The sequence below is a fragment of the Acinetobacter rudis genome (assembly GCF_031157835.1).
Taxonomy (GTDB): domain Bacteria; phylum Pseudomonadota; class Gammaproteobacteria; order Pseudomonadales; family Moraxellaceae; genus Acinetobacter; species Acinetobacter rudis_A.
In genome coordinates, this window is the sequence record NZ_JAVIDR010000002.1 from 248,442 (window position 1) to 261,944 (window position 13,503).

General features: G+C 39.2%; 15 protein-coding genes. All 15 read right to left on the bottom strand.

Annotation, left to right across the window (positions count from 1 at the left end; genetic code table 11):
* A complete protein-coding gene (locus RFH42_RS03085; RefSeq protein WP_308974084.1) occupies positions 1-4,161 on the bottom strand; it encodes a tape measure protein in 4,161 nt (1,386 codons plus the stop codon).
* A gap of 59 nt (positions 4,162-4,220) precedes the next feature.
* Positions 4,221-4,634 (bottom strand): hypothetical protein, encoded by a 414-nt coding sequence (locus RFH42_RS03090; protein ID WP_308974085.1) that lies wholly within the window; start codon positions 4,632-4,634, stop codon positions 4,221-4,223.
* A 130-nt stretch (positions 4,635-4,764) separates the two neighbouring features.
* Positions 4,765-5,331 (bottom strand): hypothetical protein, encoded by a 567-nt coding sequence (locus tag RFH42_RS03095; RefSeq protein WP_308974086.1) that lies wholly within the window; start codon positions 5,329-5,331, stop codon positions 4,765-4,767.
* A gap of 192 nt (positions 5,332-5,523) precedes the next feature.
* Positions 5,524-6,009 (bottom strand): phage tail assembly chaperone family protein, TAC, encoded by a 486-nt coding sequence (locus RFH42_RS03100; RefSeq protein WP_308974087.1) that lies wholly within the window; start codon positions 6,007-6,009, stop codon positions 5,524-5,526.
* A 50-nt stretch (positions 6,010-6,059) separates the two neighbouring features.
* The gene (locus RFH42_RS03105) at positions 6,060-6,530 is read right to left on the bottom strand and encodes a phage tail tube protein (RefSeq protein ID WP_308974088.1); all 471 of its coding nucleotides are present in this window, start codon (positions 6,528-6,530) and stop codon (positions 6,060-6,062) included.
* Positions 6,531-6,601: 71 nt separating this feature from the next.
* Entirely contained in the window at positions 6,602-6,760 is a 159-nt protein-coding gene (locus RFH42_RS03110; protein WP_308974089.1) for a hypothetical protein, read from the bottom strand.
* A gap of 256 nt (positions 6,761-7,016) precedes the next feature.
* Positions 7,017-7,373 (bottom strand): DUF3168 domain-containing protein, encoded by a 357-nt coding sequence (locus RFH42_RS03115; RefSeq protein WP_308974090.1) that lies wholly within the window; start codon positions 7,371-7,373, stop codon positions 7,017-7,019.
* Complete coding sequence (locus tag RFH42_RS03120; RefSeq protein WP_308974091.1) at positions 7,370-7,819, bottom strand: HK97-gp10 family putative phage morphogenesis protein; 450 nt, start codon at positions 7,817-7,819, stop codon at positions 7,370-7,372. Before RFH42_RS03120 ends, RFH42_RS03115 begins: the two co-directional genes overlap by 4 nt.
* Entirely contained in the window at positions 7,809-8,156 is a 348-nt protein-coding gene (locus RFH42_RS03125) for a phage head closure protein (RefSeq protein WP_308974092.1), read from the bottom strand. The genes RFH42_RS03120 and RFH42_RS03125 overlap by 11 nt, the downstream gene beginning before the upstream one ends.
* A 3-nt stretch (positions 8,157-8,159) precedes the next feature.
* A complete protein-coding gene (locus RFH42_RS03130; protein ID WP_308974093.1) occupies positions 8,160-8,480 on the bottom strand; it encodes a head-tail connector protein in 321 nt (106 codons plus the stop codon).
* Positions 8,437-8,640: a hypothetical protein gene (locus RFH42_RS03135; protein ID WP_308974094.1), complete on the bottom strand. Its 204-nt coding sequence runs from the start codon at positions 8,638-8,640 to the stop codon at positions 8,437-8,439. The genes RFH42_RS03130 and RFH42_RS03135 overlap by 44 nt, the downstream gene beginning before the upstream one ends.
* 58 nt (positions 8,641-8,698) lie before the next feature.
* Positions 8,699-9,898 carry a phage major capsid protein gene (locus tag RFH42_RS03140; RefSeq protein ID WP_308974095.1) on the bottom strand — a complete coding sequence of 400 codons (1,200 nt, stop codon included), beginning with the start codon at positions 9,896-9,898 and terminating at the stop codon, positions 8,699-8,701.
* Positions 9,899-9,901: 3 nt separating this feature from the next.
* Positions 9,902-10,570 (bottom strand): HK97 family phage prohead protease, encoded by a 669-nt coding sequence (locus tag RFH42_RS03145; RefSeq protein ID WP_308974096.1) that lies wholly within the window; start codon positions 10,568-10,570, stop codon positions 9,902-9,904.
* Positions 10,551-11,777, bottom strand: coding sequence for a phage portal protein (locus RFH42_RS03150; RefSeq protein ID WP_308974097.1), 1,227 nt, complete (start codon positions 11,775-11,777; stop codon positions 10,551-10,553). Before RFH42_RS03150 ends, RFH42_RS03145 begins: the two co-directional genes overlap by 20 nt.
* Positions 11,777-13,498, bottom strand: a complete 1,722-nt coding sequence (locus RFH42_RS03155) for a terminase large subunit (RefSeq protein WP_308974098.1) — start codon at positions 13,496-13,498, stop codon at positions 11,777-11,779. The genes RFH42_RS03150 and RFH42_RS03155 overlap by 1 nt, the downstream gene beginning before the upstream one ends.
* Between the last annotated feature and the right edge of the window lie 5 nt (positions 13,499-13,503).

Sequence of the window (13,503 nt, forward strand, 5' to 3'; positions counted from 1 at the left end):
TTATCTCCGAGGCCCAGCTGTTGTGTGCTGTCGAATAGCTTTTGACTCATCTGAACTTGGTCGGCCTAGATTTCTCCAAGACTGCTTATTAACATCCTCGGCGATCTTTCGCATCCGAACCTCTAAAACTCCATCATTCCACTCAACATCAGCTGTTTGACCAGGTAATGTATGAATGTTTACTGTTGGTGCTGATTGGCTGCTTGAAAAATCGATATTCGGAAATGATCTTGTTGAACTAGATCCAACAATCCCACCATCAGAATAGCCACCGAGACTACGACCTAAACGCATCGCCTCAACATTGGCCACACCGCCCCAACGTGCAATATCATCCTGCGACCAGACGACCTCGCCCTTATGCACAATACCTGCAGCAACATATTTACCGCCATCACCAGTGTAACCACCATCATAAAATCCAGCAGATACAGACTGGATACTAGAAACAATGTTTGCAGTAGCAGCGGCTACAGAAGCCATAGCAGCAATGTTATAAGGGAATGGATTAGCAGATGCTTCAGCAATACCGGTTTGAATGGCCATAATAGATCGAGCAATTGCAGCACTCTTTTCCATCACAAGCATTGTTCGATAAATACCTGAGCGCTCATCACCTGATTTACGAAGCATTTCGGTCATGGATCCAAATCCAGCCTCAGCAGAAGCAAGTTGTGAATCAAGTTGAGCTTTCTTTAAATCCTTTTCCTCTTCATCGTACTTGTCATTTAAAGCCTGTTTTGCTTGAAGATACTCTTCATGGGCAGCAAGCAATTTAGCATTACGCTCTTCCTCGTCTTCAATGCCTAAGAAAATACCAGCACGCTGTTCAGAGTAAGCTTTATCTAAACCACCACTCTCACCATCATATTGATTTTGTAAATCACTCCACGCTGCTCGGTCTGGTTGTTTCTTGAGGAATAAATAGTTGAGACTTTCATAATGAATGTCATCAATTTTCTGATCGTTTCGATCCATCTGACTGCCAAGCGATAAATCATAAGTCTTTAACAAAGCTTCGCGAGTTTCTTTAGTAAGTTGGGTGTTTTTGGCAATCTCATCACGTTCAAGTTGGTAACGCTTCATGACAATTTCGGTTTCTGTCATATAGAGTTCCTGAGCCTGTAAGATCTGCTGTCTTTCCTCCAACTTAACAGCCTCTATCTCAGCTTGTTTTTGACGTTCTAAAGCTTCAACTGCGTCTGCTCGTTCCTTGACACCTAATTTAGAGTTAGTACCTAAAAGCGACTTTTGCGTATCATAGCTATTTGTAATCTGAGTAATACGATCTTTCTCAAACTCAAAATATTGATCATATTCAGCCTGTGTATCAAGAATAAGTTTCTGACGATTCTCTTGATAGATAATGTTATTTCTATCAAGCATTTCCTTGAGTTTTTCGGGTTGATCGGCAAATGTTTTATAGATTTGCTTTATGTAGTCTTCATTCTCCATCTCCATTTGTTTAAGTGGCGATGGTGCCAACTGAATCATCATTGCTCTCTTAGCTTCGTCAGATGATTGCTTTGCTACCACTGCATCATTTTGGAGTTTCAGGATATCCTCAGTAGTTGGTGCTGAAAAAGTGGAGTCAATCTGGGTGCTATTATTAGCTGCTGCTGTAAATCGCTTAGCATCAGCTACATATTTTCTATTAACAGGTCCAATCTTAGTTCCAGCTTTTACATTGCCCTCACCTGCGTGATATGCAGAAACTGCTTTTTCCCAATCACCAAACATCCCATATAAATACTTTAAATATTTACCAGCAGCATTTGCAGATTTACTTAGATCAAAAACATCATCTCCCTGTAATCCAAATCGCTTTGCTGTTCCATCTAAAAGCTGAAATCCACCTTTTGCAGTCCCTAAACCAGGATTCATTGGACCAACGATTTTTGCATTTCCTCGCGACTCATTCATGTGAATTGCGGACAAGAGACCACTAGGTAAGCCATTTAATTTCTCAATATCAGCAAAATTATATTTAATAGCATTCTCTCGAACCTTAATAAATGCTTTAAGTTCATTCTTGTCTATCTGGTGGTATTTAGAATTAAAATCCTCCTCAAGTTTTTTCTTAGAGAAATCATCCAATTTTAACTGATCTGATGGTTTGCTTGAGCCACTACTTGCGACTTGATAGCCAGCTAATGATGGCTTACCTGTTATAGTGGATACTAAAGAATTAGTAATAACCAAAGCTGATTGTAGTGCTGTAGCATCTTTCTGAGATAAACCCTCCTTAGGATTTGGATCATAATAACCACCAGTAATACCAGTATCGGCATAATAAGCAGCTCTTTCAGCAGACCAGCCAGCAGCAACCTTTTCTTTAATATATGCAGTCCGCCAAGCATCCTGATTAATCTTATCAATAACCTTTTGCTGACTCTCAGAAAGATCTCTATAAGCATCGGCTTGGCTTTTTACAGCTGCAGTAGTGCTTTCATGTGCTTTCTTGATCTTTGCCTCTTTGTCAGTAAGTGTTTCAACAACTTTTTGCTGTTTAGACATTGCCTCCTTTGCTTTATTGGAAGTGCCTATATGGGTATCCAATACATTTTTATAATCATCAGATACTGTTGTCAGGCTATTTATTTTATTGGCCAATTCTTCAGAGGTTATTTGCTGTTTATTAAAAGCCTCAATCCACCCCTCAATTAAATCTCTAGTCTCCTCATCTTTGGCTGCATATTTTGCAATAGCACCAGCATAAAGACTGATTTTTTGCTCAGCAGCCTCATATTCATTTGTAAGCTCTTTAAGTTCCTTGGTTTCCGTATACTTAAATGCGCGACGCTGAGACTCTGAAAGCTCATTGTATTTTTGTATAAGCTCATCTGTGGTCTTGCCATGCTCATCTAACGATTCGGTAGCTTTGTCAGTATTACCCTTCATCATGTAATAACCACCAGCTACTGTTGCCAGTGTAAATATCAAGCCAGCAGGGCCACCGAGTACACCTAGCAATCCAGAACCAGCTTTACTAAGAGTCATTCCTGCTATAGATGCCTCTTTTGCAGCAGCAGCTTTTTGATATGTAGCTCTAGCACTAGCTACCATAGCAACGGTCTCAGCATTTGCAGCACCTGTCGCCTTAGCCATTGCAGCTGCAGCAGCTAATTCAGCCTTAGCAACCTCATAATCAGTCATGATTTTCTTTTGTTTTGCTATGGAATCCGCAATAGTTGCAGCGGTTGACGTATACAAACTACCAACCATTCTCCCCATAATGACTGCACCAGCTATAGCACTAGCGTTTGCAACAATATCAATATTCTCACCAAGTGTAGACAACATGGCTGCAAAACTATTCGTTGCACCAGTTGTTTCATTTAGCTTTCCAATATAGACAGTTGCCTCATTTACAAGACGTGTAAAACCATCTTGCACACTGTTTCGCATACTATTTGCAAGTTCTTCATTCTTCTCACGAGATACTTCAAATGCAGCAGCTAAATCTTTAGCAGATAGTTTTCCTGTAGCACCTAATTTAAGAATTTCTTGCTCTGTTTTACCTGTTTGTTTTGCTAAATCTGCTGTAATTGTTGGAATAGCAGCCATGATGCTAGACCACGAATCCGCCTCAACTTTATTCTTAATAATTGAGTTTGTTACAGCATTGGTTGCGCTGGTAGCCTTGTCTGCTGCTGTAGCATTTGCTGTAAATGCAAATGACATTGAATCCGTAATATTCAATGTTTGTTCGGTTGTATACCCTACTTTTTCAAGTGCACCACCAACATCAAGCCATACTTGTTGTGCTTCTTTTAATGGGCGATAAGTAGTGTTAGCTGTCTTGAGTAAACGCTCTTGAACATAGTTATATTTTTCTGCACTTTTAGCAGCATCATCAGTAACTTTGGTTGCAATTTCAATCTGCGCAGCCATTTGACCATAACCATCAGCCATATTGACCATAGTTGAAATAGTAATGCCACCAAGTAATGCTTTTGCTGAAGATGCAAAAAAACCAATAACTTTAGCTGTCTTCTCAGCTTCTGTTTGTTGTTTCTTCATAGCCTCAGTAACAGAGTCAACTTGCTTAACCATGCTTGAAGAGGCATCTTTTGTTTTACGCTCTGCAGCATTTAACGGCTCAACGTATTGCCCAATTTTAGCAACCAAGTCCAGCGTAAGAGTTCCTAGATTAGCCATGTTTACTTTTCCTCAGGCAATAAAAAACCCTGCAGTTGCAGGGCAAGTTTAGTAACATTTTATTGAGGTTTATCGTGATATAGACCGTCATCCCATAAAAATTTCACAATCCTGATTTCACCAATAACATCAGAGCCGTAACTATTTTCTGCGGTATACTTAGCAATAAACTCCAGAGTATTGGATACCTGCTCAACAGTAACCTCTCGTGGTTTAAACGAGTATGGATTTTTCAAATTCATTTTTTTTGCTTTTTCAAAAGCACTATTTGAAATATCACTTATATATTTTTTTGAAATTGATTTCTCAAATCTTTGATCAAAAATAACAGTTATAGGCACAGAAATGCTTTTATCCTCTCCTGTACGCATTTCAATCTTATATGTTTGATTATTAGCAATCTTATCTGTAGTAGCTGCGAATGACACAGATGACATCACAAATATCATTGTCATTATAAATAGCTTTTTCATATCTTAAATCCAAAACATTTAGGCCAACATACTAAAAATTAAACAAAAAATAAACCCACTACCAGGAATCTGCTTATAAGGTTTTCATCAACAAAGATACCGTAATTGCAGAACTATTAAGTCTTATCAGCTACTCATATACATGATCTTTGCAATCTGATCTGGCTTTTTCTATTGCTTTTTTTGCCCCTGCTAGAGAAAACTCAGCCACTCCAAAACCTTTAAAATTCACAAATAATGAATTACCATTTTTTATCTTTTCATCAAAATATTTATCATCGACCACAATAAAAACAAATTCTGATCCTTCTTGCTCATGAAGTGAAGCCATTACCCTATTAGCATTAGATCCATCAAGCTGAATATTTCCATAAATCGTATTTTTAGTATCCTCCTCAGCAACACTATTGGTTTTATAAATTATTTCTACTGACTCTGGCACACACTTGTTATTAGCTATGTAATTTAAAGCAAGTGTGGCATCTATCCTCTTATCTTCTGTAGCTGCTCTTGTTCCCACTGTGCTACCAAAAAAGGTGTCTGCTATCGAAAAACTATACCAGTCTTTACTTTTTACAAAATCCTTAACATTACTCTCAAGATCAACAGCAAGTGCATTAGCGGCAAAACATACACACAAACCAAAAATTATTAAATATCTCACATCATCCCAACCATAAATCTTATTTACAGCCAAGATACTAATAATCCAACAAAAAATAAACCGACTCCTAAGAATCGGTCTATAAGGTTCCCATCATTACATTGGTCAATTCATCATTACTATCGTAGTTTTCATCATTTACTGGTTTGGATTCATGTAACATCAAATCTACTGCTGTAACATCCTTAACACCTTTAGATACAAGTAACGAGTGGTGAATACGTGCTATTTCTTGCTCGATTCGTCGTCCAAAGTTGAGGCTTCCATACTTTCTGACGTAGGCTTCGTATTTTTTGATTTCGCGGTATTCGAGCGATTTGATTTCCGAGTACGTCCGCCCTGTCGCGATGCCGATTTCGATGAAGAGCTCGTCTTCGATGTCGATGTCGGTTTCTTTCCCAACATATTAATCTCGACCACTTTCGCCCACATCGTCTCGATAAATGGCTGATTAAACTTACTGCGAACATCATCTTCTGTGAAGATTAACACACCATTTTCATCACACATGACTGATGCAAGGATTCCTGCTAGTGCTTCCTTTTTCTCGCCAAAAGCACGCATTTGAGCAATCACTGCCTCATAACCAAATGGTGTAATATAAGAATCAAACTCATGTTCTTCACCATGAACCTTAACTGTCACGGTAATTTTCTCAGGTTTTCCGACCAGCACACCACTTTTAATTTGATCAATACTTAGTTTTTTCATTTTTTCACCAAAAAATTAGCCCCAGATTGAGGGGCTATGGTTTGAGTTGATTAGGTTGTTTCGGGCTTAAAATCTGTTTTGGACTTACGTTGCATTGTAATGGTGCAGTTGACCAAAGTGTCTTGGTCAAACTTCCACACAGGAGTTGTTAATGTCGCATCAAACACCCACCAAGTTCGAGTTTTAGGGAAAATCAAAGCACCATCTTCAACTGTTGGAACAGCATCCGAATCTGCCGACCCAACAATGATTGTTAATTGCTTCTTCTGATTTGCCCATTCAACAATTTCTAGGTGGCTAGGATTTTTGATATCAATATCAAAACCAAGCGAACCATCACCTGGATCAGAAAGACCTGGTACTGAAGATTTTGTATCAGGCTCATCCAAGCACGTATCATCAATCTTTGTGGTTGAGTCGCTACCAGGGTCAAAAGTTTTTAAACATTGCATGCGTTTAATATTTTCGCCATCGAACGCGAAGAATCGCGAACCTTGGACTTTTAGTTTCTTGCTTGCCATATCTGAGGTGCTCCTTATTTCAGGCAATAAAAAAGCACCCGATTGGGTGCTATAGTTTATTTAGGCTTGGTTTATTTCAGAACCACAGCCAATGTTGCGAATGCGTTAATAATATTAGATAGCTGCCAGATGGTGATCCCAAGTAAAACCACTCCTGATACCTTCCAATAACCGTATTTATCCATTACAACCTCTACTTTTTGCAGAATTGCTGATATAATTTCTAACATATACTTGTAATGTCTCCTTACTTTGTAAGTTGATATAAAAAACCCCGACAGTTGGTAGCTATCGGGGTTTTGCTTTCTCTTAGATGAAGACTAATAAATCCATCCCATCTTATACGTGTAACTCTTTCTAAATTCTAAAATCCTATATAACTTCTATCTTATTAGTGCGACTTCTAAAAACATTTAAAATTCAAACATTTATATCATGCTTTTTTCATGTCAATCTTATCGATGTATATATTTGTATCTAAACACCTTAACGTTCTAAAATCCAATTAGCATCAAAGCCACGGCCATGAAGTTTTGTTACTGGATCTTTTAGATTGATTTGTGAATTATTAATAATGCAGTCATTCTCAAGCACTTGTCGCACCTGTTCTCGTAGCTGCATAGCTTTCAGCTGATTTGTATCGTAGATCATGACTTGAAACATCAAGTTATCAGTATCGCCAGCACAATCAATTCCACGATATGGAGTGCCTGATACGATTTGCCACACAATATATGGTGCTTTTGTTTCTAGTGGTGCCTCTGAGTCGTAGATACGATCACCAAAAATTTTAAGCAAATCTGCATTAGTGCGAATCATCTTGAAAATTGGCAAAACCGTCACTTCGCTAACTCCTCATCAACACCAAATATAAATTCTTCAGCAAACTTGGCTGTCACAACATCAATATTGGTGGCCAATGCAGGGCGCATAAATGGAAATGCCATTGCACCTGATCGACCATACTCAACCCATCTCCAATGCCGAGTATCACCGCCACTTGTATTAGGTGGTTCGGGATTTGAGAATGAAGCTCCACCACGCACACCGACTCGCATCTTGATTGCATTTCTATCTCGAGTCTTACCGCCTTGTGTAGAGATGTTTTTCCAAATCATTTCGTCGGTATCAAGATCATCAATAGCTTTAGCATTTTGTCGAGCAGCATCACGAACAATATTCATCGCTTTTCGAGCAGATCGGCGAGCAATTCGCTTTGCTGCTTTGGGGTCTGCAAGAGCATCGAGCTTTCGCTTAACCTCATCATAGCCAGTGAGATTAACCTGCATATTTTTCCACCCCATCGCTCAGCATAAACGTCTGATATTCAAGACCACTTTCAGCGTCTGCTTGTGGTGGTCCATCAATCGCATAGATAAGGCCACGATGAATTACACGCATTTGGGTAGTTATATCTTCTCGATAGCGGATTTTCATACGAGCAACGGTTTGAGCTTGTGCACCTTGAGCCGCTATAAGGTCTTTGGTTGATAATGGAGTGACTTTGGCCCATAACTTGATGTGATCAGACCACAGTTCGTCAACTTCGTAGTTGTTTTCATCACGACCACTATTAGATTTTTGGATGGTGACACGATGGCGTAGTTCACCAGCTGAAATACCCATGATTTACCCCATATTCACAAACCGATGTCTGCGCCAAAGCCACTCGGTAGCAAGTGGCATGTTCTGCATACTCCCCACCGCCTCTTTGTTTTTATACCAATGGCCAATAAGTAGTTTTGCGCCTTGAATAATTGCTGAACTAACATGAACTCCATTTTTTATGTCATCTGGAATTTCAACATTTTTAGCAAACAACTTTCTATTTGTAGATTCCTCAAATGCTATAAAGGAGGCCTCAATCAAGGCCTCAATATCTGAGTCCTCGTCATCTTGATCAATTTTAAGGTGTAGTTTTACCTGTTCCAGTGTTAGAAACTGACTCATTTTGCTTACCTTTAGCTTTAAATACTGCAACCTTTAAATGATTTACAGCCACATTCGCAATACGATCAGATACATCCTGATCGCCTTTTTCTACCACAATAATTTTATTTCCATTCTCAATTGCAATTTTGAATGTTTGTTTAACTGTGATGATTGGCATTATTTTTCCACCCCAATATATGCCTCACTAAATGTGAGGCATATATAAATAATTAAGTTTATGCGGCCAATGTTAAAGCCTTAATTGCATTGCTATCTAAAAGCATTCCACCTGTACGTTTTGTTGTATAAAAACCAACATACGGCTTATTGGTGTATGGATCGCGTAGTACACGTGTTCCCATGCGGTCTACAATCAAATAACCACGCTTAAAGTTACCAAACAAAACTGCATTAGCATCTGCTTCAGCTTCTGGCATATCTTCATTTTCTTCAATGCCATAACCAAGTAATGTTGATGGTTGACCTAATTGCAAACCAGGCTGCCACAAGTAATTACCCTCAGAGTCCTTAAACTTTCGCACTTTTGCTTGAGTTAGGTTCGTCATCATAAATAAGGCACCATTGCGATGGCCTTTCTTCAATGAGTAGATCAAATCAATAAGGCTGTCACCATTAAAATTACCTGCCTGACCTGAAAGTATTTGCTGAATTGAACCAAATGCACGATCTTTATCAGCTTCTGTGGTCAATGTGTTGGCTAGAATGCCCTTCGGTTTTTTAGAACCATCTCCAAGCAAGAATGCATGACCTTCTTTTTCTGCAAACTCACGCGCAACCTCTGTCGAAATCCAGCTTTCAACATTAAAGAACACGTCATCTAATGATGTCTGTGTTGCTTGAGGGTTTGCATAAATTTCACCCATTGTTGCTTGAAGCTGAGCTAGTGTCGGGGTTCCTGTTACAGGTCGTGGATCTGTTTCACCCACCCAACCTGAACCAGCACCGCCAAGATTGACCAATTTTTTATAATCAGACGATCCAACGGTTATTTGAGAACATACGCTACGCATTGGACTTTCATCTTTCAAAAGTTCCAGCAACGTGCGATCTAGTTCTTCTGGGACTGCAAAGCCACCATCAGGATTAGTAGTGGTTTGAACAGCTTTGCGCTCCAAGTCCGCAAGACCATCATCAACGCCTTTACGAAGAAATTGATAAAAAGCAGTTTTATGCTCATCAACACCTTCACCACCAGCCACACCTGGACGCCTAGCTGCTTTAAGCTCTTTTTCAAGTTCAGTTTTAAGCTTGTCGATATCACCTAATTTTTCGTTAAGTTTTTCAACTTGCTCACCCAGTTTGCCCTTTTCAGATTTGATTGCTTCAAGTTCTTGGTCATTTTTCTTCTTAAAGTCTTCAAACGTACCTTTAAGGTCTGCTGCAACTTCTTCAATATCTTTTTTTTCAATAGCCATGATTTATTTACCTGCTGTAAAAATGGATTTTAAGTCTTTGAGTGATTGAAGCGCGTCATCAGTTTGCTCAGTATTTCTCTGTGCACTAATCGCTCCGTAACCTTTAGCCATGAAAGCTTTGGCTTGTTGAAGTGTGAAACCAGCATCTCGCAATGCTCGCTCTACTTCCATTTCAGATGGGGTTTCCCCTCGATCCAACGCTGATTTCACATCCGAAACTCGCGCTTCATCATTTGCAGGAAAGGTCACAAGTGATACTTCCCACAAATCAATGTCTGTTAGCTTGTAGACACCAAGCTGTTTGTCGTATTCGTAATCACGAAGAATAAAACCGATAGATAAGCCACCTATTGATTTTGCTTTCAAATGACCATGTGCACGTTTTGCCAGTGGGTCATCCTCAATAAGCAAACGGCCTTTTACATAAAGGCCGTTTTCATCTTCTTTCATTTCCAGATATGGTCCCAAGGGTTCATCTGATTTGTGCTGCCATAACATGGCAGGTAAACGACCTTTTTGAGACCATTCATTTAGTGTTCGCTTGAATGCGCCTGGCATAACCACATCACCATAGCTATCCTTAACACCAAATACCGAACCATAGCCCTCAAACTCACCTGTGGCTGATACAGATTTGATTTCAAAAGGCACATTAAGATGCTTTTTTTGCATCACTATCATCCTCAGGTTTAGTTGTCATATTCATCGGGGTTAAGTAAATATCCCCACCTTCACGTGGATTCATATCTTCAAGTTCTCGACAATCATTAGGGCTTAACCATCCCCATTGAATACCTTTTCCATAAGACTCATAACGTGTTTTCAAGTCACCACGTAAAAGTGCGCCAGCATTGAATTTTGCATAGTGATTTTTACGATCTTTTTCATTGAGCAGTCCAACTCTGATTCTTGATTCAATTCGTGTCATATAAGGGACCAGTGAATAATTCACAAAGCTCATCCCCATATGTTCAATATTGTTTAAAGTCATCTTGTCCATCGCTGCCACTAAATGTGGAGGCACTCGGAACAATCCGCAGATTTCGCTTTTTTGATATTCACGTGTTTCTAAGAATTGAGAATCTTCAAGATTTAATGCTGTTGGTTTCCACTTTAAACCTTGCTCAAGAATCATTGGCTTGTATGTATTAGCTAAGCCCGTGTAGTTTTCTTCAAATTCGGTTTTCAAACGATTGAATGCAACATCAGTCAATGACTCTTCAGTTTCTAAAACACCCGAAGTAACAGCACCATTTTTAAATAACTTTGCACCATGTTCTTCTGTATCTAACCCTAGACCTATACATTTACGTGCATATGCCACAGGATTTAGACCAGTTAAGCCATCCAAAGTAAATAAACGAACATGCCAAATTTCATTTTGACTCAGTGTCCTGATACCGCCATTCTTAAAATTAACCTGATATTCAACTGTCCAATCATCCTTTAATTTTGGCGTAACTGAACTTGGATCAAGAGGAAGTAGTTCAACAATCTCACCAAGTGCATAAACCTTGTAAGCATAAAAGTTTCCTCTCAAGCAAAGACAAACCATGAGTAATTCCCAAAACTCTTGAGCTGTCATATAGTCATTTGGTGCGAGATTCAAAAGATCATAAAGCTTATGACTTACTGCAGGGTGCTTATACTTGTCATCCTGCTTATAAAGTCTACAAGGCAGCATCCCCATAGACTCTGAAAGTACTCTGACACACGAAAATACGATCGAGAGCTGCATAGCTCTTAGTGGAGTAACTGTTTGACCCGAACTAGTCACAAATTCCGCACCAAATATGCGAGCCAACTCATCGGGTCCAGAAACAACAAGGGGAGCAGCTTTAAATCCAAGCCACCCCCCTATTTTTGATTTTATGCTCATTAGAGTCTTCTAACCCCATGTTTTTCAATATGACTTGAAAGATCATCATCTGATGGATTGCTGTTAAGTGTAAGGATTCGACTAATGCCCATTAAGGCAGCTACCGCACCATCAATTTTCTTAAAGCTTTTTTCCTTATCTGGAAATTCAGTTTCGTTCTTTCCTGTTTTTGAAATCACATTACCAATCATCCAAGATAAAATCGGATTCCCATCATGATGAAAGCGACCTGCTGCTATTGCAGCCTCAAGCTCTTTCATTGCTGGAGAAAATGTTTTGGTGATTTTTGGCATTTTTATTGAATCATAACCAGCATCATCAATGTTTTTTGCAATCTGAAAACCACCCCATTCATCGTATGGGACTTCTTTAATCGTTAAATTAATCGCATCATCAATAATCTCTTGAGCAATTTCATTTAAATCATTCTCAGCATCACCACTGACTGTAAGTAACTCTAGATTTAGCCATTTTTGATATCGCTCAATAACTTGCTTTTCCTCACCGTTATAAACAGTGTCATATGGCAAATAAAATCTAGGTTTAATACTGTAGTAGTGAATTTTCCCTTCAATAATTCGATAAAAAAGATTGATACGCGCAGCAATATCAATCTTTGAGGAGAGATCCACACAAATCATGCATGCATCATTTTTAAAGTCATCAAGCTTTAAATTTTCATCTTTGCACTTATTCCACTGCTCCATGTTAAAGAAAGCAGATTTAGCAGAAACCCATACATTTAAATGCTTTGTCTTAAATGCGTTTTGTTTTGCTGCGCTTTGTATGGCTCGTCTTTGTTGTGATTCAAGATAGTCTGCATAAACCGAAACACCATAATTGGGATTAGCCTTTGCCAACACCTTAGGATTAGTCCAGTCATCACCCTCGTCTATCGTCCAAATCATTCCAAACAACTCATCATCTGGAACAGTGCCTAGCAGCATCTCTTGGATTCGGACACGCAAATCATAACAAGGCCCCTCAATATTGAAGCCAGCCGTTGTAATCGTGAATATTAAGGGTTGTCGCCTTGCCCCCATACCTGTCTGCATCGTGTCATACATTGCAGATGTTTGATGTTCGTGAAATTCATCAATAACAGCACAGTGTGGTGATTGACCATCTGGTGGATCGCCAATAATCGTTTCAAATAACGAACCATCTTCTGGTATTTCGAGACTTCCTGCATTAACCAAAACTCCTGCAGCCTCTACAAAATCAGGTGAACGTAAGGCCATTAAGCGTGCAGGCTTAAAAACTTCCCATGCTTGTTTCTCAGTGGTAGCGCCAGCATAAACCTCTGAACCAAATTCACCATCATTTGCAAACATATTGAGAGCGACACCAGCTGCAATTGCAGACTTGCCATTTTTACGCGGTATTTCCCAATAACTTTCTCGAAAACGACGATAACCGTCTTTTTTCCGAACCCAACCAAAGGTGCACGCTATTCCAAATTTTTGCCAAGGCTCAAGAGTCAACTTCATGCGCTTCATCGCCCATTCACCTTTTGTGTGGGGCAACAATTCAATAAAAGCGATCTTCTTTTCAGCTAAACGAGCATCAAATTTGTATGGAAATTCCTTTTTTTTACTACTTTTTAAATCATTTAAGTGACGCTCACAGGCTAATTTTATCCATTTACATGCAGGAATCTTGTTTAAAACGACTTGCCTAGCCCACTTATTTGCAATGTCTACATTTGGGTAAGCTGCCATTTAAC

Excerpts from the sequence above, each read along its gene's own strand:
- RFH42_RS03085 (WP_308974084.1), bottom strand. The coding sequence starts at position 4,161 with ATGGCTAATCTAGGAACTCTTACGCTGGACTTGGTTGCTAAAATTGGG.
- RFH42_RS03090 (WP_308974085.1), bottom strand. The coding sequence starts at position 4,634 with ATGAAAAAGCTATTTATAATGACAATGATATTTGTGATGTCATCTGTG.
- RFH42_RS03100 (WP_308974087.1), bottom strand. The coding sequence starts at position 6,009 with ATGAAAAAACTAAGTATTGATCAAATTAAAAGTGGTGTGCTGGTCGGA.
- RFH42_RS03105 (WP_308974088.1), bottom strand. The coding sequence starts at position 6,530 with ATGGCAAGCAAGAAACTAAAAGTCCAAGGTTCGCGATTCTTCGCGTTC.
- RFH42_RS03110 (WP_308974089.1), bottom strand. The coding sequence starts at position 6,760 with ATGTTAGAAATTATATCAGCAATTCTGCAAAAAGTAGAGGTTGTAATG.
- RFH42_RS03120 (WP_308974091.1), bottom strand. The coding sequence starts at position 7,819 with ATGCAGGTTAATCTCACTGGCTATGATGAGGTTAAGCGAAAGCTCGAT.
- RFH42_RS03125 (WP_308974092.1), bottom strand. The coding sequence starts at position 8,156 with ATGGGTATTTCAGCTGGTGAACTACGCCATCGTGTCACCATCCAAAAA.
- RFH42_RS03130 (WP_308974093.1), bottom strand. The coding sequence starts at position 8,480 with ATGAGTCAGTTTCTAACACTGGAACAGGTAAAACTACACCTTAAAATT.
- RFH42_RS03135 (WP_308974094.1), bottom strand. The coding sequence starts at position 8,640 with ATGCCAATCATCACAGTTAAACAAACATTCAAAATTGCAATTGAGAAT.
- RFH42_RS03140 (WP_308974095.1), bottom strand. The coding sequence starts at position 9,898 with ATGGCTATTGAAAAAAAAGATATTGAAGAAGTTGCAGCAGACCTTAAA.
- RFH42_RS03145 (WP_308974096.1), bottom strand. The coding sequence starts at position 10,570 with ATGCAAAAAAAGCATCTTAATGTGCCTTTTGAAATCAAATCTGTATCA.
- RFH42_RS03150 (WP_308974097.1), bottom strand. The coding sequence starts at position 11,777 with ATGAGCATAAAATCAAAAATAGGGGGGTGGCTTGGATTTAAAGCTGCT.
- RFH42_RS03155 (WP_308974098.1), bottom strand. The coding sequence starts at position 13,498 with ATGGCAGCTTACCCAAATGTAGACATTGCAAATAAGTGGGCTAGGCAA.